The following is a 19,033-nucleotide window of genomic DNA, read 5'->3' as shown; positions in this document are numbered from 1 at the left end:
CAGGCGAAACGAGCCTATCTCCCGTTTTCGCTTTGTATTGCTTCGCGTTAAGCGCAGGTTTACCGGGGAGCGATACGAAGCGGCACTATCTAGCGTCTATCTATCAATGAAGTATGGGGATTTTCAATGCCAGCCAAGATAGATTGACGCGCAATAAAAAGCCCATGCAGTAGCATGGGCTTTCTCTTTTTACCTAAGCTCCGTAGTGCTGGCAAATTCAGCCAGCTAGCGTCGCCTTAATTCGAAGCGTTTAGTGTAACGTTCTCCAAATGCTGCATCATTTCTGGCCAAATCAGGGCCATAACGTCAGCACGTAAGGCTTCACACTCTTCTGAGTACTTCAAGCTGCCATCTTTTTCAGAGTCCAGCCAGTGGTTTTCTTTCAATGCACTGATAAAGCTAGACAACACATTCTTATCGTAAAACTCTGGTGAGCTTAGCCCGTAGAGAGCAGATAAGCGTTCAGCCACTTGCTTACTTTCGCGCTCAAGCGCACTTCGGCTAATCACTTTTTCTTTATCAAGAATGGTCAATACCACCGCGTAACGCTGAAGCGTTTCCTGCATACATCGGCTTAACAGCCATGCTGAGTGGAATTGTTTGCAGTGTGCATCTGGCGGCAACAGTTCATCGCCCTCCTGACGCAACAATCCTTTGTTTAGTAGCGCTGTTATAAGCGCATCAGTATGCGCAAGCGCCTCATCTTGGGTAAGGTGCAAGAATAGCTCTTTTTGCAGCAACGGATAAAGCGCCGCAATAAGCTGAAAAATACTGTTCTTCGTGGTGCCTTTCTTCGCGAAGATAGACGCCATTATAAGACCTGGGATCGCGAATAAGTGCAAAATGTTGTTGCGATAATAAGTGAGGTATACCGCTGATTTTGGTTGAGGACTGATCAAACGCCCATAATCGTCTTCTTTTACGTCAAAGCGGCCTAATTTCAGCGTATCGCGCAGTAGCTCTTCCGCTGATGAATCTGGAATGGTGGCATCATCGCTGAACGGTACCGCTTTAAACAAGTCCATGAAGTCGCCCATTGCTTGTTTTAACTCTGCTTCACTCATGGTCTGTCGTTTAGAAGACAGTAAGCATAACGACGCTAACGCCATACCATTTAATGCCGCTGCGCGATTAATTCGCGTCATGACATTATTGGCCAGTTCGTTAACCGCAGGTGTCAGCCACGCTGGTTTTTTCTCTGGCTCGGCATCGCGACAATCTCGCCAGTTAGGCACATGATTTTCAAGAAACTGGTTAAGCGCAATGGGTTCGCCAAAATTCACGTATCCGTGACCATAATTCTTGAGTTTACGAATAGCCGAGAACACCTGAAGGTTAGATTCCTTTTTCTTCTTAGAGCCTTTGAGTTCGTTCAAATAGCTCTTCACTTCCATCACGTTTTCATAGCCGATATAAACAGGCACGATACTAACGGGACGGTTAACGCCTTTGAGCATGGCTTGAATGGTCATGGCTAGCATGCCCGTTTTCGGTGGGATCAAACGGCCGGTTCGGCTGCGGCCACCTTCGGGATAGTATTTTACCGAATAGCCTTTGTTAAACAGCAGCTCTAGATATTCTCTGAAAACAGCTGTGTAGAGCTTGTTGCCTGCAAAACTGCGGCGTAAGAAAAAAGCACCGCCACGACGGAACATTTTTCCAACCGGCCAAAAGTTCAGATTGATACCTGCAGCGATATGTGGCGTAACCATACCCTCGTGATAAATCACGTAAGTTAATAATAGGTAATCCATGTGACTACGGTGGCACGGTACGTAGATGATTTCATGACCATTAGCCGCCAATTCACGAATGCGATCGGCATGACCTACACTAATACCGTTATAAATTTTGTTCCATATACGGGTAAGTAGCCTGTCGCCAAAACGAATTAGCCCTTCGCGGTAGTCTGCCGCGATTTCTGTGATGTAGGTTTGGGCAGTCTCTTTCGCTTTTTCATGAGACACCTTCTTGCTTCGTGATTCCTCAGCAATAGCGCGACGCACTGCATCAGAGCCCAACACACTATTATTGAGTTCTTGACGCTCTAACAGCGTAGGGCCAGTCATGCTTTGGCGCTTTCTTTGAAAGTGAGTGCTTGCTACGCGCACAAGCTTATGTGCAATACTTTGGTCACTACCATGTTGATTGGACATCGCGCGTGCAGAAACGGCTTTAGAGTAGTTAATAAAGTTGTCGCGGCCCAAAAACAGCACAATGAACAACTTACGAAGCCAACTTGGCGCCGCTTTATCAGCAATAAGATCGCTTAAGCCTGGCTTTCCACGACCCGGGGCACGGCCCCACGTCACATAGACAGGAACAACTTGTAAATCTAGGTTTTCATGGTCTCTATGCAAATGAAAGAGGTCAGTAAAAACGTCTTCAATTCCCGTATCTTTAGCCGACGAGCGGAAAAGAGGCTGGGTTTTGCGTAAAAATAAGGTCGACGAATACTCTCGCCCCGCTAATGTGAGGGTTTCTGTAGGACTAGGTAAACCTAGCGCTTTAGTCGACATTCTCAGTGCAAGTTGGTCTGTCACTGAGTTGGTGGGGAGTAGATAAACGATAGGTTTACTTTTATCTATTCCTAATTCGGTTTCAACGTTAACTGGAATGCTGTGGGCTTTAACCAGTAACTTAACAGGATAATGAAATACCGACAGAAGGGCTTTTCGCATCCACGACATGAATTATGTAATCCTATGAAATAAAAACGGGTGAAGTGTAACACAAACGCGTCACAATCTCGCGACAAGCCAATTTCATCGCTTCTCATGCTGTAATGACTATTCATAACATGGGAAGTTCAAAAGCGCCCTTCTCCTTTTCTTGTGAGTCACAGCCATTTCTATAATGGGTTCGAATACAGAGAACGTAACATTAGCTGTATTTAATTGCGGTACAGCCGGACTGTTACTACTTTTATAAGGGCAAATGAATATGAGCAAGCAGTAGTGGATGATCAAAGCCGGTTAAAGACAATTGATGACTTTATGCTCAATAGCGAAGTGCCGTTAGATCTTGATGATTTAATGATGGTGCTCGCAGAGGCATACAAGGTGCCGATCGCACTCATTGGCGTCGTCGGAGAGTTTGAAGAAACCTTTAAAGCACACTACGGAACCACTCTTTCTAAAGTCACTCGTGAACATGCGTTTTGTAGTCACGTCGTTGAAGAGCGCAAGCAGGTGGTTGTTAGCAACGCGCAAGAAGATCCACGGTTTATGCATAATCCTCTCGTCACCGGAGAACCTCACATTTGTTTCTACGCAGGAACGCCGATCGAGATAAATGATCAGGTAATCGGTGCCGTATGTTTAATTGATACCGTGCCAAGAGAAATAGACGCAAAACACTTAGAAGTTTTAGAGAGAATAGGTGCTTTGGTTAGTCAGCATATTTCGCTTTCAAGAGAACACGAAGCGCTTAAACGCGAGCATGGGCTTATTGAGAAGTCTCCTATTGTGTTGGCAACGTGGCGCTATGATACGTCGTTGAGGCTGGTGTATATCTCGAAAAATAGTGAGCGTGTATTGGGAGTTTCACCCCAAGATTTGCTCACTGGAACGGTGGCATTGAGTGAGGTGCTGTCTGAGGAGGCGGAGGGTGATTTTACCTTTGCTATGCAGGCCCACATGGAAGGTGTTGAAACGCACACCTGCCGTCTTCAGATAAGGACGCCAACGCGTACTATTTGGGTGAGCATGATATCAACGGCAAATTTTCGCGAAGACGGCATGTTGTACTCGGTTCAAGCATTTTTGTTTGACACTAGTGACCAAAAGTATGTGGAAGACAAGCTCAATAAAACCAATCAGCGGATGCGTTTATTACTCGAGGCTTCAGAGTTAGGAACATGGGACTGGAACTTGGCCGCCGATGTTAATCAAGTCAACAAGCGCTGGTGCGACATTGTTGGTCTTGAGTATGAATACTATGACAGTGGCTCCCGCTTTTTTAGACAGCTCATTCATCCCGCGGATTACGTCAAAGTTGAAAAGCAGCTCAACATGCATCTAATTGGTAAGAGCAAAGTCTTTAACACCACATTTCGCATGAAACACACTGATGGCTCTTGGGTTTGGGTTGAAAGTTATGGGAAAACCGTTGAGACAGATGCCCAAGGTAAGCCGGTTCGTATAGCAGGTATTCACAGAGATATAACGCAGCGAATGGAAAGCGAACTGCATGAGAGAAAGAAAACCCAGCTCCTTCAATTTATCAATAAAACCCGGGCATCATATCTCCAAAACAATGACTTGACGATGGCGTGTCAGTCCGTACTGGCTGAACTCATAGATATCTCAGATAGCCAGTTTGCCTTTGTCGGCCAAATGAAAGGAGACGGTAGCTCATCTAGACTTTTCATTCATGCGATTTCTGAAATTGTTTGGGATAACAGTAGCTTTTCTCAATATGCAGAGTACAAAAAACGAAACCTCTACTTTAGCAACTTCGATAACCTTTTTGGAACCTCAATTTTAACGGGAGAAGTTACCATTAGTAATGCGCCAAACAGTCACCCTAATTCCAAAGGTGTTCCGCACGGTCATCCGCGCATTAGCCGATTTTTAGGCCTACCAATAAAAGTGAAAGATAAAGTAGTGGGAATGGTCGGTTTAGCGAATAAGTTTGATACCTACACTGACGAAGATGCTGAGTTTCTACAGCCCTTTTTAGATGCTTTGGCTGGCTTGTTCTACGCAGTAGAGCTTGAGGAAGCCCGAGCCGTTGCTGAAGAGAAGCTTAGGCATTTGGCGATGACTGATTCTTTAACGGGCCTTTATAACCGACGCGCGTTCCTTGACGAGTGCATCTCATTTTCAAAACAACATTGTCGAGGATGTGTTGCTATCGTCGATATTGATCACTTCAAAAAAGTAAACGATACCTACGGTCACGATGCTGGAGATCAGGCGCTTATTGCTGTTGCGAGAAAAATAGCTAAACATAATCAAGCGCCAAATGTCGTGGCTCGATTAGGAGGAGAAGAGTTTGCAATAGTCATGATAGGTGACAAGAAAGAAGAGATCCATAGGCAGCTAGAAGCACTGCGCATTGCTGTTGAAGAAGGAAGGGTGACCTACAAGACAGACACGATGAATTTATCGATCAGCATCGGCGCAACATTTATCAAAGACACCTTTGAGGCGGATTTCAGCGCCCTCTTATCGCTTGCTGACAAGGCGCTGTACAGAGCCAAGGAGCAGGGCAGAAACCAAGTCGTATGGGATGAATAATAATAGTACGTGGCTTCGCCTACATTAAATATAAGCGTATACGCTCAAGGCGCTGTTGCTAGATTGATAAAGTTAAGTTATAAAAAACGAATATTTTGTTAAACTTAATAATTAGGCTTGTTTTGAGCTTTTAACTAAAAAGCCGACATGCCTTTTAAATCAGGGACGATGTATGAAAACTTCGCGCTTGGGTTTTTCTGGCCTTTTTTCTCTTTTAGCTCTAACTGCGTGTGGTGGTGGAGGTGACTCTGATTCTTCTCCACCTACAAACCCACCACCTCCACCTGAGCCGACAGCACTAGAAATTTTATCAAATCCTTTAGATTACTCAGAGTCACGACTAAACTCGGCGGCAACCACCTATGCTGATGCGAACTACAGTGGAGAAACGAAAGTCTCTACTGTGGATATCAGCGCAGTACAAGAGGTTTACATCACGCTCTTTGGTGACCATACAAGTGGCTCACCCTATGTAGATCAATATGATATCTACACCTTCCTAGATGAGAACGGCAACGTTGAAGGTACGACCGAGTGCTATGAATCAGGATCAGTAACATACTCAGGTAAGCTTGATGAAGACATGGGTACAGGAACGATTACTGTAGATTATGATCAGTGCATTCAATATTACGACTCCACTCGGTATGACGGACAATTTTCGCTAGTTATTACTGACGCAGGTGAAAACAGCTCCGAAGTAACGTCTTATTTCACTACTTTGTCTATGCTAGACGGTGGCGTGCGCACAACATTAAAAGGCTACTTAAGTGTTGATTTTCGCTATCGCCCACAAACAGGTACGTTTTATGAAGAGACGAGGCAGTATCTTACTGTCACGCACAATGGTGAAACTTACAAGGTCAGTGGCACATCAGCAGAAGGGGTGACAAACAACACCTTCGTGTCTGAACTTAATGGTTCAATCTACATTGCGTCTAAAGGCAAATTGGACTTTGCATATTCTTCTGATCAGGGCGACCTTCCCTATTCGTCATCTGGCTCGCTGGTCGTAAAAGGAGATAAAACGGCTGGAATTGACGTTATTGATGGCGCAGTTCGCTATGGCGAAGATAACAACGGCGATGATATTTACGATGTAGGTGTATACTTTAATAATCTAACAGCGTTTGCCAGCGGAAATCATACTGGCCTTGCGCTTTCAGATATCGATGCGATATCCGTACCTCCTGTAGTGAATCAGCCTTATTACTATGCCTATGAGACTGTCTATACCACAGATGAAGTCACCGTTGAGCCTGGCTACTATCATGATTCAGATACTCCCGACTCAGAGCTGGTGATTTCGTTTCGCTGGTATGTAAATGGTGTAGTCCTTGACGATGTTAATGGTACCACGCTGCCACCTTACAGCGCAGTCTTCGGTGATGAAGTTAAAGTTACCATGGTGGTGTCAGACGGTATTAACGTTGTCGAATCCCAGCCTACTTTCGTTGAGATCGGCAATTCTCCTATGACGCTCACTGCATCGAATATGCCTGAAGTAGTAACTGCGGGCGGATACGTAGAGTTTACCGTATCGATGAGTGACCCAGACAGAGTTGACGATGACGTCGCGGGAGAGCTTATTTCAGCGCCTCCCGGTGCTTCGTTAAATGCGGAAGGTCTGATGACCTGGAATGTACCTGCGAATCAACTTTTCAACGCTCAAACTTATATGTTTAGTTTCGCTAGCTTAGACGGAACTGAATCCCAACAAACGCTCGAAATCACTTCTTATGCGGACAAGGCCCCGGCTTATGCTCGTACTACTGTGATGACACCAATTTATAATCACGGCTTTGCTATTGCTTCGACCAATGGTGTAAGTGAACTTATCACGGTAAATGCTCGCAACGTGGGCGCATTTTCGCTAGAAGGCAATACGCTTAAAAATACCTATGTGTATCCGTATAAACTGCCAACTAAAGGCGAAATTAGAAGCGTGCATACCCAAGATGTTGATGGTGACAATAATGATGAAATCTACCTTCTTACTCAACAGGGATTGTCTGTAATAAAAGACCGCGAAAGTAACGCAGAAGCGGTGTTTATTATTGAAGATAGTATTATTTCTGGCTTATTTTACGACATCAATGGTGACGGAGTTGATGAAGTTGCTTATTTATATGGGAGCGAATATTACAATGCGACTTCTATTGCCATTGTAGATGTTCGCACAGGTGAGCAGTTGCAACAGTACGATATTGACGGCGTCAATAACCTTTCTTTTGGTAACGTAGATGATGACGCATCGATAGAAATGGTAACGAACAATGGTTATGTATTTGATATCGAAAGCGGTGCCAACCAATGGCTATACGGTAGCGGGTTCAGCGACGCATTTGTTGTGCTGGGTGATATGAATAACGATGGTGTAGATGAAATCATCGGTGCCGATAGTTGGAATGATATCTCAATCTACTCAGCAGTATCGAAAAGCAGTTTGGCAACGGCGGAACATGGTGACATTTGTGATATCGCCTATAGTAAAGAAAGCCCAGCTACAGAAGGAATAGTGGTTGTCTCCGAGTGTCAGTGGGGACAAGTTAGAGGTTTTGCATTAGAAGCGGGACAAATCTCTGAGCAGTGGGCTCTTAACCACAACACTTACAGTGGCATGTCACTTCTCATTGACGATTTAGACAATGACAATGTGGACGACATTATTTGGACTGGTGAGAACCAAATTTTAGTAGCGCAACAAGATGCCAACGGTGAATATGCCTTGTCAGATATAAAAGGTGCGCCGCGCGCGAGTAGATATCATGCCGCGGGTTGGGCACCTTATGGCGATAATGATGAAAGAGCCGTCTTTGTTAGCGATACAAGTAGTTACGAATCATCTATTCAGATTTTATCGGTAGATAAAGAGGATAACTTTGCGATAAGTGCTGAGGTTGGCGAAGATGTCTATAACTATAGCAAACCGGTCGTTACAGACTACAACAATGACGGTGTGGGTGAGTTACTAATAGGGGCACTGGATTATAGTTCGTCGTTTAATGTCGTGAGACTTACAGATAACGCTATTCAGTGGACACTGAACAATAATCAGAATAGTGAAATTTCGTTTATTGAAGCCATTGACGTAAATAACGATAGTTACGCCGATGCAGTTATTATTGAGAACAATCGACTTAAAGCGTTTGATATCGAGAATCAGGTGCTTATCGACTCAATCATTAACGATTTTTCAATTAATGCGCTTGCTGCCTCTGAAAAAGACGGTGTGCATTATTTTGCTGTTGGGGGCTATAGTTCGCTCAAGCTCTATAAAATGCAGGATGGTGAATTTGTTGGATTGAATGAATTGGAAACCAATTGTGACCAATTGCTCACGGTAAATTTTGATAGTGATAGCGAACTTGAATTTGCGTGTTTAAATAGAAACTACAACACCATCAATGTTTATGACGTGGCGAGCGATGCATTAGAACTCAAAGACGCTATAGCACCGTCATTCTACCCTCAGTATATAGCGGCTGTTCCAACGACGTCGTCTAATCAGTCGATTCTCGCTATCTACCAGCCTAACGAGAATGACTATTCGTACAATTATTATGACAGCATCGCATATCGCGTGGTTGAGGTTGATAATAAAGGCAATGTGGTGTGGCAAAGCCCTGGACTTGGGCTCGATAATGTTGAAGGCATGCGCACACGTCAAAATAGTGATGGGGAGCTGGAGTTACAAATTAGTAACCCGAACATGGCTCTTCTCGTAAAATAAGAGGAAAGCACTTGTCGTAGGCTATTGCAGATCGCAAAAGACGCGGCAAGTGCTTGTTATTTAGTTTTAGGTGTATATACTTACAGGAACTGTATGAACAGACAGGTCTTTTATGCGCCCACTCACAGCTCGACAAACCGAAGTTTTAGAACTTATTAAAACAACCATGTTAGAAACGGGAATGCCGCCTACTCGTGCGGAAATAGCCCGTCAGCTTGGCTTTCGTTCTGCTAATGCAGCAGAGGAACATTTGAAAGCATTGGCGCGTAAAGGCGTGATTGAAATTTTGCCTGGTACGTCTCGTGGCATTAAGCTCAATATCCCTCTTGATAACGACGCACAAGAAGAAGAAGGCCTACCGTTAATTGGGCGTGTTGCAGCCGGTGAGCCGATCTTGGCGCAAGAGCATGTTGAATCGCACTACAAAGTCGATCCTGCACTGTTTCAACCCCATGCCGACTTTTTGCTACGCGTTAACGGTATGAGCATGAAAGACATTGGTATTTTAGACGGTGATCTTCTCGCTGTTCATCGCACCACTGATGTACACAACGGTCAGGTGGTTGTGGCGCGTGTCGATGAAGACGTCACCGTAAAGCGTCTAGAGAAACGCGGGCGTGAAGTATTGCTTCATGCTGAGAATGATGAGTTTGCACCAATAAAAGTTGATTTGGCGACTGAACATTTTGCGATAGAAGGCATTGCGGTGGGTGTGATCAGAAACGCTGACTGGATGTAGTATTTTAGCTTGTTTGTATAAAAGCGGCGCGTTAGCCGCTTTTTTTATGTCTTTTGTTCCTGTTTTTTTCTTCAATCTGCCAACTTAGGTTTTATCCTGCCCAGCAAACCTGTTGGTTTTCTGCGCGCTTATTTTTATCATTACTCACGTTATTCTTTCTATGAATGCTTCAAGTATTTTCCATTTTTTATTTTGAATTTTGTTTGAAATCGACATTGAGTAATCGATTACTTATTGATTTCTTAACTAGTTAGTCGAGCATTTACTTTAACCCCGTGTTCAAAATGCCTGTTTGATTCCAAGGGCATCTCACAGCAATGGCTTTCTCTTTTTGCACGTGAAATCCCCCGCGACCATTTTAGTAAATGATTAAAAATTAACCACTTCGTTAAATTTTTAATAGAAAAGACTAGACGGCACGACATTATTGCGCAATTCTTATACAGAGATTAACAAAATAATAACAATGACTCTAAATTTGTTTTACAAGTTGAGGTTATGGGTCAATCGTTCGCAAACCATTTGGTAGGGCATCGCGCAAATTAATCAGCGTCTTTGACCACGCCATTACGGAGGTGCTGAGTGAAACAACTAACGACCGTTTTCGCAAAATGGTGTTCTAGTATACCAATTTTGCTTTTTTCCCCTTTGCTTTTTGCGCAAGAAGCAAGCGAAGAAGCCTCTTCGCTTAATTTGAGACGCGGTGCTACCGACATCAGTGGGCAGGTATACGACCTCCATATGTTGATGTTCTTCATTTGTGTAGGTATCGCGGTTGTAGTTTTTGGCGTGATGTTCGCCTCAATGTATCTACATAGAAAGTCCCGTGGCGCCAAGCCAGCGAATTTTCACGAAAACGTGAAGGTCGAAATTGCTTGGACCGTTATTCCTTTCCTTATTCTTATCTTCATGGCGGTACCCGCAGCGAATACTCTAATTGCTATGGAAGACACGTCTGAGCCTGACATGACGGTGTTAGTAACAGGCTCTCAATGGAAATGGCATTACAAGTACATGGATAGCGATGTAGAGTTTTATTCTTTACTCGCCACTCAGCGCGAGCAAATAGAGAACAAATTCCAGAAAACAGATAACTACCTGCTGGAAGTTGACCGTCCCTTGGTTATTCCTACTGGGAAAAAAGTACGCTTTCTTATTACCTCTGACGACGTTATCCACTCTTGGTGGGTTCCTGACTTTGCCGTGAAAAAAGATGCCAACCCCGGCTTTATTAACGAGTCTTGGGCCAAGGTGAATGAGCCGGGTATTTATCGCGGACAATGCGCAGAGCTTTGTGGTAAAGACCATGGCTATATGCCGGTTGTGGTAATTGCTAAAGAACCCGCCGAGTTTGAAAAGTGGATGGGCGAACAAGAAGAGATTGTTCGTAAAGCAAAAGAAGAAGAGCAGCGTCTACTTTCTATGAATATGTCTATGGATGAACTGATGAAAGAGGGCGAGCGAGTATACAACGCAACGTGCGCTGCTTGCCATATGCCAAATGGTGAAGGTTTACCTGGCGTGTTCCCGGCATTAAAAGGCAGCAAGATGGCACTAGAAGATCAGCAAGGTCACATTGACATCGTGCTGCATGGAAAGTCAGGAACAGCCATGCAAGCGTTTGGAAAAATGCTGAGTCTTAAGGAAATTGCCGCCGTAGTCACTTACGAGCGAAATGCCTGGGGCAATAAAACTGGCGATATGGTTCAAGCCAAAGATGTAAACGCAGTGGCAAACGGAAACTAGGAGCAGACAATGAGCAAAGCAACTGAAGTTATTTCGCCAGATACCTCTGCGCCTCATGACGGTCACCTACATGATGACCATGAACACCACGATCATATTCCTAAAGGGATAACGCGTTGGTTGTTTACCACTAACCATAAAGACATAGGCACACTTTACCTGTGGTTTGCCTTTATTATGTTTTTAGTTGGTGGTGCGATGGCCATGGTGATCCGCGCTGAACTATTCCAACCCGGTCTACAAATTGTAGAGCCAAACTTCTTTAACCAAATGACTACGGTACACGGGCTTATCATGGTATTTGGTGCAGTAATGCCAGCCTTTACTGGGCTCGCAAACTGGCTTATTCCCATGATGATCGGCGCCCCTGACATGGCGTTACCGCGCATGAATAACTGGAGCTTCTGGATTTTACCAGGTGCCTTTCTCATTCTATTGAGCTCGCTCTTTATGGAAGGCGGCGGCCCTGCTTTTGGATGGACTTTCTACGCGCCCCTTTCAACGACTTACAGTGGCGATTCGACAGCGTTGTTTGTGTTCTCTGTTCACATCATGGGTATTTCATCCATTATGGGTGCGATTAACGTGATTGTGACCATCTTTAATATGCGTGCGCCAGGCATGACCTGGATGAAAATGCCGCTGTTTGTATGGACGTGGCTTATCACGGCATTCTTGCTGATTGCGGTAATGCCAGTGCTCGCCGGTGCGGTTACCATGGTGTTAACTGATAAGTTCTTTGGCACGAGCTTTTTTGATGCTGCTGGTGGCGGCGACCCGGTTATGTTCCAGCATATTTTCTGGTTCTTCGGGCACCCTGAAGTGTACATTATGATCTTGCCCGCTTTCGGCATTATCTCGCAAATTGTTCCTACCTTCTCTCGAAAGCAGCTGTTTGGATACGCGTCTATGGTTTACGCCACGGCGTCGATTGCGCTGCTCTCTTTTGTTGTGTGGGCTCACCATATGTTCACCACGGGCATGCCGGTGTACATGGAAATGTTTTTCATGTTTGCCACCATGCTTATCTCGGTGCCTACTGGCGTAAAAGTGTTTAACTGGGTAGCGACCATGTGGCGCGGCTCACTGAGCTTTGAAATGCCAATGATGTTCGCTATTGCCTTTATTGTGCTGTTCACCATTGGTGGGTTGTCAGGGCTAATGTTGGCGATCACGCCCGTGGACTTCCAATATCACGACACTTACTTCGTTGTAGCCCATTTCCACTATGTACTGGTAACTGGCGCGGTCTTTTCCATCATGGCTGCGGTGTATTACTGGTTGCCTAAATGGACGGGAAAAATGTATGACACAGCTTTAGCTAAATGGCATTTCTGGTGCTCACTGGTATCGGTCAATGTGTTGTTCTTCCCTATGCACTTTGTGGGTTTGGCTGGTATGCCACGCCGTATTCCTGACTATGCATTGCAGTTCGCTGATTTTAATAAATGGATAAGCCTGGGTGGTTTTGCATTCGGTTTATCTCAGCTCATCTTTCTTGCCCTGCTTATCAAGGCATGCAAAAAGCAAGGTGAGCCGGTATCAGCGCAAGTTTGGGACGGCGCAGAAGGATTGGAATGGGAAATTCCATCACCCGCTCCTTATCACACGTTTGAAACGCCACCTGTCGTTAAGTAACGGTAGGTGGAGTTGTGAATAGGTCATTCCTTTCAACCGGCAAAAGCCGATGGGAATGACATTCACACATTGCAGGTGGTGAGGGAGATAAACGACTAAACAAGCGTTTACCAACCTTCATCTATGGATTTACCCGGAGGTCACGTGATGTCACAGCAAAGCGCAAACAACAAGATGGTTATTAAACTTGTTGCTATTGTCATTGGCATGTTTGGCTTCGGCTTTGCCCTTGTTCCCTTGTACGACGTATTTTGCGACGTTACGGGAATTAACGGAAAAACCGAAGGCACGGCTGCGGTTTATCAATCGGTTGAGATTGATGAGTCGCGAGAAGTGACCGTCGAGTTTATTACTCGCACAAATACCGGTATGCCCTGGGAGTTTCGTGCTGAAACCAAGCGCGTGAAAGTGCACCCTGGCGAACTTAATACGGTATCGTTTTATGTGAGAAACCCTGCATCAAGCAATATCGTAGCTCAGGCCATTCCCTCTGTATCCCCCGGAACGGCAGCACTGTACCTGAACAAGACTGAATGCTTCTGCTTCAATCAGCAGCCATTAGATGCGGGTAGTGAAGCCTATATGCCCATGCAGTTTTATGTAGACCCTCAGCTACCTGAAGAAATTACGTTTTTTACCTTGCAGTACACACTCTATGACGTCACAGCGCGAGCCAGTGACCTAACGACAACACCGAATCCCTTTATGGCTTCAACACCATCAAATGGCGAATAGGCCGAAGGGGTAAGGAGAAGAAAATGCAACCCGAAGTACAGAATCACGAATACCAAAAATATTATGTACCCGCACAAAGTCCATGGCCCATCGTAGGGGCCGTTGCTCTATTTCTTATCGCCGTAGGTGCGGGCAATTATGTGGTGCAAGCAACCAAAGGTGAAACAGGCTATGGCGGTCATATCCTTTTAGCGGGGATAGCAGTATTGCTCGTTATGCTTGTAGGTTGGTTTAAAAATCAAATAGATGAATCTATGGCAGGGCTTTACAGCGATCAGCTGGGGCGTTCATATCGACAAGGTATGAGCTGGTTTATCTTTTCAGAGGTGATGTTTTTCGCTGCGTTTTTCGGCGCCCTCTACTACGCGAGATTTATTTCCGTTCCGTGGCTGGGCGGCGCATCGAATAACGCTATGACCAATGAGGTCTTATGGCCGACCTTTGAGGCCATGTGGCCGCTGGTGTCAACGCCAGGCGGCACTACCACACAGGAAATGAGTGCTGCGGGGTTGCCCACAATCAACACGGTTATCTTGCTTATCTCATCTATTACACTGCACTTCGCTCATGTGGGACTAGAGCAAAACAAACGCAAACAGCTAACCCTAATGCTGGGTATCACTATCTTACTTGGATGTGGGTTCTTGTTCCTACAGGTAGAAGAGTACATACATGCGTATCGCGACTTGGGGCTTACGCTTCAGTCAGGCATTTACGGCAACACCTTCTTTATGCTCACAGGGTTTCACGGCATGCATGTGACCCTTGGCACCATCATTCTAATTGTACTGTTTTTTAGGGTCTTGAAAGGGCATTTCACGCCTGAAAACCACTTCGCGTTTCAGGCGGGGAGCTGGTACTGGCACTTTGTAGATGTAGTGTGGGTCATGCTCTACATCTTTGTTTACGTACTTTAAAAGGAATCCCCAAACTCAGTAAGGCCTTGGGTTTGGGGTAATTAAACCGGTACCAATAGCGATAAGAATAATAATAACAATGACGGCAGAAGTGAGCACGCGTCGACCAATGTACTTACTCATAGGGCCCTTAGACGTGTCATTTTTCATCATGATTCGCATCGCCATGAACAAATTCACAATCATGTACAGCACCAACGCAACAAGGACTATTTTTATCAACATATTCACCTCTGTTTTTATTCTAATTTTGCATGGTGCGAAATAATCATGTTTTCTCGCACTCGCCACGTTATTCCTTGGTTACTCACGGGCTTTAGTGTGGCGATTATGTGCGGTTTAGGGTACTGGCAACTTGATCGCATGGTCCAAAAGCAACAACGTTTAGCTAGCATAGCGCAAAAGCAAAGTAATGGAACCTTGAGTTTAGAAGAGGCGTTGTCTCATGATGATCCTCGGGATATTACCGTATCGTTCAGCGGCGCAATAGACGCTAACCATGTGTTGCTATTAGATAATCAGATTCACAATCAGCGGGTGGGTTTCGATGTCATCGTACCGGTAAATACCAATGTCGGGTGGCTCTTGGTTAACTTTGGCTGGGTGCCTGCGCCAGACTTAACGCGCACGCTACCGGAAATAAGTTTTACAAGCCAAACGCGCGAATTAATCGGCGTGCTTAGCGTGCCGGGTAACAACCCCTTAGTGAAAGAAACCAACATGGCTTTGTCGCAAAGCCCCGCGCTGGTACAACACATAGAATTCCCTGCACTAAGCAACGCCTTAGAGCGCAAACTTTTACCCTTTATTCTTCACCTTACCACGCCTGACCCCGCGTTTATTCGTGAACATCAGGCCGTCGTAATGTCTCCTGAAAAGCACCTTGGCTATGCAGTTCAATGGTTTGGTTTAGCCATTGCCGCTGCAGCCATTGGCGGCTTTGCAATTAGTAAGAAAGGACGTAGTTATGAGTAATGCTGCTTCGAAAAAAACATTAATTATTATGGTAGCCGTGTTTGTTTTACCTGTTGTTCTGGCAAAGCTCGCACTTGATAACGATTGGTTTACTAAAGGCGCGACAAATAAAGGTCAGCTGCTCGCGCCGACCATCGACATGAGTGCGCTTTTAGAAAACGCGGAACCTAAATGGCGTTTGTTGTATGTGATGCCAAGTAAATGTGACGCAGTGTGCGAGAACGCACTTTTTAGCATTAACCAAGTGTGGCTTGCGCTAGGTAAAGAATCGGACCGTGCCCAAGCAGTGGTCGTTACTACCGCTTCAAGCGACCAAACTGCGATAGCCGCGCTAGAAGACTACCCTTTTGTCGAAACCTTACCCGTTACTACACCAACGGCGCTTGCCTCTAGCAGTGTTTATATTGTTGATACGCAAAATAACGCCATGCTCTTTTACGACATTAAAGACGATAGAAAAGACGCCGTGATGGAAAGCCGCAACATGCTGGCAGATATGAGAAAGCTTCTTAAATTATCGCGTATAGGATAATGGCCATGAAAAAATTAACCCTATTCAGTATTTTTCTGGCGGCAGTCGTTATTATTCTCGGTGCGTATACGCGTTTGACCGACGCTGGGCTAGGATGTCCCGACTGGCCTGGATGCTACGGTAACCTAACCGTGCCTTTGAGTGAGGAAAAAGTGGCACAAGCTAACGCCGCTTTTCCCGAACGTCCAGTTGAGGCGTTTAAGGCGTGGAATGAAATGATTCACCGCTATTTTGCAGGAACGCTGGGGCTGTGTGTTCTGGCTATTGCCATTATTGCTATTCGGCAGCGCGACAAAGGCACGCCCGTTAAATTACCTCTGTTACTGCTGGGGCTTATTATCTTCCAAGCAGCACTTGGTATGTGGACCGTGACGCTCAATCTGCTTCCCGTCGTAGTTATGGGGCATTTGCTGGGGGGCTTCTCTGTACTCTCTTGCCTGTTTATTCTCTACCTCCGCTTGCGCAACACCGCAGGCGATGCATCGAAAACTAAACAAGCGCCCATAGCGTCAGCTATGCATGATCAGGATATTACCGACTTACCTCAAGCCAAAGTCTTTCAGCGAAACCTTAAACTTTTCGCCTTCATTGGGCTTGGCGTGCTTGTTACCCAGATTGCTCTTGGCGGATGGACTTCTGCCAATTATGCTGCGTTGGCCTGTACGGAAATGCCGGTCTGTGAAAGCGGTTGGCAGGAAAGAATTGATTTGGCAGGTGCATTCAGTGTGCCTGACGCAGACAACTATGAGTTTGGTGCTCACGATTACGGCGAACGAGTTACCATGCACATAGTGCATAGGTTCGGCGCGGTCATCACGTTTTTATACTTACTAGCACTAGGTATAAGTGTGTTGGTAAGCCGCTACACCACAAGTAAACAAAAATATGTGGGTACGTTTATGTTGGTAGCATTGTGCACGCAAGTGGCATTAGGACTTAGTAACATTATCTTTATGCTGCCGCTGGCTGTCGCTGTAATGCATAACGCGGTCGCAGCCGTGTTACTTATCTCCCTACTCAACCTCATTTTTACCGTATTCTTGGCACTAGAAAACGATAACGTCTTCGGTACAGAAAAACGAAATACAGGCTCATTCTCAGGTTCGAAACCACTGCAGGGTGCAGGTGCATTTAGCATCCACGAAGCGCCTTTGCACGACCCTTTAAACGCGTCAACGTCTTCTCATATTCTCCCTAAAGCTCCAGGAGGTTTCCATGGCTAAATCGGTCTCTTTACATGCGCGTACTTCACGTCAGCAAAATGTAGTCACGTGGCGAGATTACTATGAAATGACGAAGCCTAATGTCGTCATGTTGTTGCTGTTAACCGCGTTAGTAGGCATGTGTTTAGCTACGCCTTCGTGGGTAAACGCAACCGTACTTATCTGTGGCTTATTGGGTATTGGTATGTTGTCTGCGTCTGCTGCCGTTATTAATCACGTTGTCGACCATAAGATAGATAGTGTGATGGCGCGTACTTTTAATCGCCCCGTCGCAAAAGGCAAGGTTAGCGTAAACAACGCGCTGTGGTTTGCAGGCGTTTTAGGTGTGGTTGGATTTGTAGTGTTAGCTCTTTTTGTGAATATGCTAACCGCGTGGTTAACCTTAGCAAGTCTAGTAGGCTACGCGTTTATCTACACGATGTATTTAAAGCGAGCGACACCGCAAAACATCGTGATTGGCGGTTTAGCTGGGGCTGCTCCACCGCTTCTAGGTTGGACCGCGGTTACAGGGGAAATACATGCCCATGCCCTGCTTTTAGTGCTGATTATCTTTACCTGGACGCCGCCGCATTTTTGGGCGCTCGCTATTCATAGAGAAAAAGATTACGCCAAAGCGAAGGTGCCCATGCTGCCGGTAACCCACGGTGTGTCATTTACGAAAACGTCAGTGTTGCTGTATACAGTATTGTTGGGGCTTGTATGTTTGCTGCCCTACCTTACAGGCATGAGCGATCTCATTTATTTGATTGGCTCAAGTGTGCTTAACATTGGGTTTTTATACTATGCATTAAAGTTAAAATTCGATGCAGAGCCACAAACTGCAATGAAAACTTTTAGGTTTTCAATTATTCATCTCATGGTATTGTTTGTCGTATTACTCTTAGATCACTACATACCACTGAGTTTATGAATCAACGAACTACCGTCGGCCTTGTTGCATTTTTAGCGCTATGTGCAGGCATCGTAGGGGCGCTGTATATCGCGCCCCCAAATGTTGAAAGTCAGCCTGAATACTTTCAGACTTACCCAGAGCCGAGAGCATTATCACCGTTTTCACTTACATCTCATGAAGGTGAAGTGTTTGATAATTCGTCGCTTGAAGGGCAGTGGAGCTTAGTATTTGTGGGCTATACCTTCTGCCCCGATATTTGCCCAACTACCATGGCTGAACTGAACGGCATATATCCTGAACTAAAAGCATTAAATAGTGTCGAACTTATTCGAATTGTTTTTGTATCCGTTGATCCAAATCGCGATTCAATTGAAAGACTTTCAGAGTATGTGAGCTATTTTAATGAGGAGTTCATTGCCGTAACTGGAGAGCACAAGGCGCTATTCCCGTTTGTACGTAATTTAGGAATGATGTATGCCATTGCTGAAAGTACCGATAACCCCAACTATTTAGTTGATCACAGTGCATCTGTCGTACTTGTCGACCCTGAAGCTAGGGTGATAGGAAGATTCAAACCAAAAAGAGAGCCAGGAAAGCTATCGATAAGTGATTCCCAGCAAATATTGGCTGATATGCCAATAATAATCTCGAAGCAGTAAT

Annotated in this window: 14 protein-coding genes; 12 read left to right on the top strand and 2 right to left on the bottom strand. The window is 45.3% G+C overall.

Annotated elements, in window-relative coordinates:
* Nucleotides 1–236: 236 nt before the first annotated feature.
* On the bottom strand, nucleotides 237–2,690 hold the full coding sequence (plsB, locus tag MASE_RS19335) for a glycerol-3-phosphate 1-O-acyltransferase PlsB (RefSeq protein ID WP_014951390.1): 2,454 nt from the start codon (nucleotides 2,688–2,690) through the stop codon (nucleotides 237–239).
* A gap of 267 nt (nucleotides 2,691–2,957) precedes the next feature.
* Between plsB and MASE_RS19330 the strand changes: the two genes are divergently transcribed.
* The 7 genes from MASE_RS19330 to MASE_RS19300 all read left to right on the top strand — a co-directional run bounded on the left by MASE_RS19330 (nucleotide 2,958) and on the right by MASE_RS19300 (nucleotide 14,751).
* Nucleotides 2,958–5,243 (top strand): sensor domain-containing diguanylate cyclase, encoded by a 2,286-nt coding sequence (locus MASE_RS19330; RefSeq protein ID WP_014951389.1) that lies wholly within the window; start codon nucleotides 2,958–2,960, stop codon nucleotides 5,241–5,243.
* Nucleotides 5,244–5,415: 172 nt separating this feature from the next.
* Entirely contained in the window at nucleotides 5,416–8,976 is a 3,561-nt protein-coding gene (locus MASE_RS19325) for a COG1470 family protein (protein WP_014951388.1), read from the top strand.
* A 112-nt stretch (nucleotides 8,977–9,088) separates the two neighbouring features.
* Entirely contained in the window at nucleotides 9,089–9,715 is a 627-nt protein-coding gene (lexA, locus tag MASE_RS19320; RefSeq protein WP_014951387.1) for a transcriptional repressor LexA, read from the top strand.
* Nucleotides 9,716–10,297: 582 nt separating this feature from the next.
* Nucleotides 10,298–11,461 carry a cytochrome c oxidase subunit II gene (gene coxB / locus MASE_RS19315; protein WP_014951386.1) on the top strand — a complete coding sequence of 388 codons (1,164 nt, stop codon included), beginning with the start codon at nucleotides 10,298–10,300 and terminating at the stop codon, nucleotides 11,459–11,461.
* Nucleotides 11,462–11,470: 9 nt separating this feature from the next.
* The gene (gene ctaD, locus MASE_RS19310) at nucleotides 11,471–13,099 is read left to right on the top strand and encodes a cytochrome c oxidase subunit I (protein WP_014951385.1); all 1,629 of its coding nucleotides are present in this window, start codon (nucleotides 11,471–11,473) and stop codon (nucleotides 13,097–13,099) included.
* Between the two features lie 147 nt (nucleotides 13,100–13,246).
* On the top strand, nucleotides 13,247–13,834 hold the full coding sequence (locus MASE_RS19305) for a cytochrome c oxidase assembly protein (protein WP_014951384.1): 588 nt from the start codon (nucleotides 13,247–13,249) through the stop codon (nucleotides 13,832–13,834).
* A gap of 23 nt (nucleotides 13,835–13,857) precedes the next feature.
* Nucleotides 13,858–14,751, top strand: coding sequence for a cytochrome c oxidase subunit 3 (locus tag MASE_RS19300; protein WP_014951383.1), 894 nt, complete (start codon nucleotides 13,858–13,860; stop codon nucleotides 14,749–14,751).
* Nucleotides 14,752–14,766: 15 nt separating this feature from the next.
* Here the strand turns inward: MASE_RS19300 and MASE_RS19295 are convergent, their stop codons facing one another.
* Complete coding sequence (locus tag MASE_RS19295; RefSeq protein WP_039221374.1) at nucleotides 14,767–14,976, bottom strand: DUF2909 domain-containing protein; 210 nt, start codon at nucleotides 14,974–14,976, stop codon at nucleotides 14,767–14,769.
* Nucleotides 14,977–15,021: 45 nt separating this feature from the next.
* On the opposite strand from MASE_RS19295, the gene MASE_RS19290 reads away from it, so the two are divergent.
* Genes MASE_RS19290 through MASE_RS19270 form a run of 5 tightly spaced genes read left to right on the top strand, consistent with a single transcriptional unit; the run spans nucleotide 15,022 to nucleotide 19,032 of the window.
* Nucleotides 15,022–15,726 carry an SURF1 family protein gene (locus MASE_RS19290; protein WP_014951381.1) on the top strand — a complete coding sequence of 235 codons (705 nt, stop codon included), beginning with the start codon at nucleotides 15,022–15,024 and terminating at the stop codon, nucleotides 15,724–15,726.
* Nucleotides 15,719–16,258 (top strand): hypothetical protein, encoded by a 540-nt coding sequence (locus MASE_RS19285; protein ID WP_014951380.1) that lies wholly within the window; start codon nucleotides 15,719–15,721, stop codon nucleotides 16,256–16,258. The genes MASE_RS19290 and MASE_RS19285 overlap by 8 nt, the downstream gene beginning before the upstream one ends.
* A gap of 5 nt (nucleotides 16,259–16,263) precedes the next feature.
* On the top strand, nucleotides 16,264–17,481 hold the full coding sequence (locus MASE_RS19280; RefSeq protein ID WP_041693893.1) for a COX15/CtaA family protein: 1,218 nt from the start codon (nucleotides 16,264–16,266) through the stop codon (nucleotides 17,479–17,481).
* Complete coding sequence (cyoE, locus tag MASE_RS19275) at nucleotides 17,474–18,391, top strand: heme o synthase (protein ID WP_014951378.1); 918 nt, start codon at nucleotides 17,474–17,476, stop codon at nucleotides 18,389–18,391. The genes MASE_RS19280 and cyoE overlap by 8 nt, the downstream gene beginning before the upstream one ends.
* A complete protein-coding gene (locus MASE_RS19270) occupies nucleotides 18,388–19,032 on the top strand; it encodes an SCO family protein (RefSeq protein WP_014951377.1) in 645 nt (214 codons plus the stop codon). Before cyoE ends, MASE_RS19270 begins: the two co-directional genes overlap by 4 nt.
* Nucleotide 19,033 lies beyond the last annotated feature (1 nt).

It is taken from the genome of Alteromonas macleodii ATCC 27126, from assembly GCF_000172635.2.
GTDB lineage: Bacteria > Pseudomonadota > Gammaproteobacteria > Enterobacterales > Alteromonadaceae > Alteromonas > Alteromonas macleodii.
Note: the sequence above shows the minus strand (reverse complement) of the source record. Positions and strands in the feature narration are given on the sequence as shown.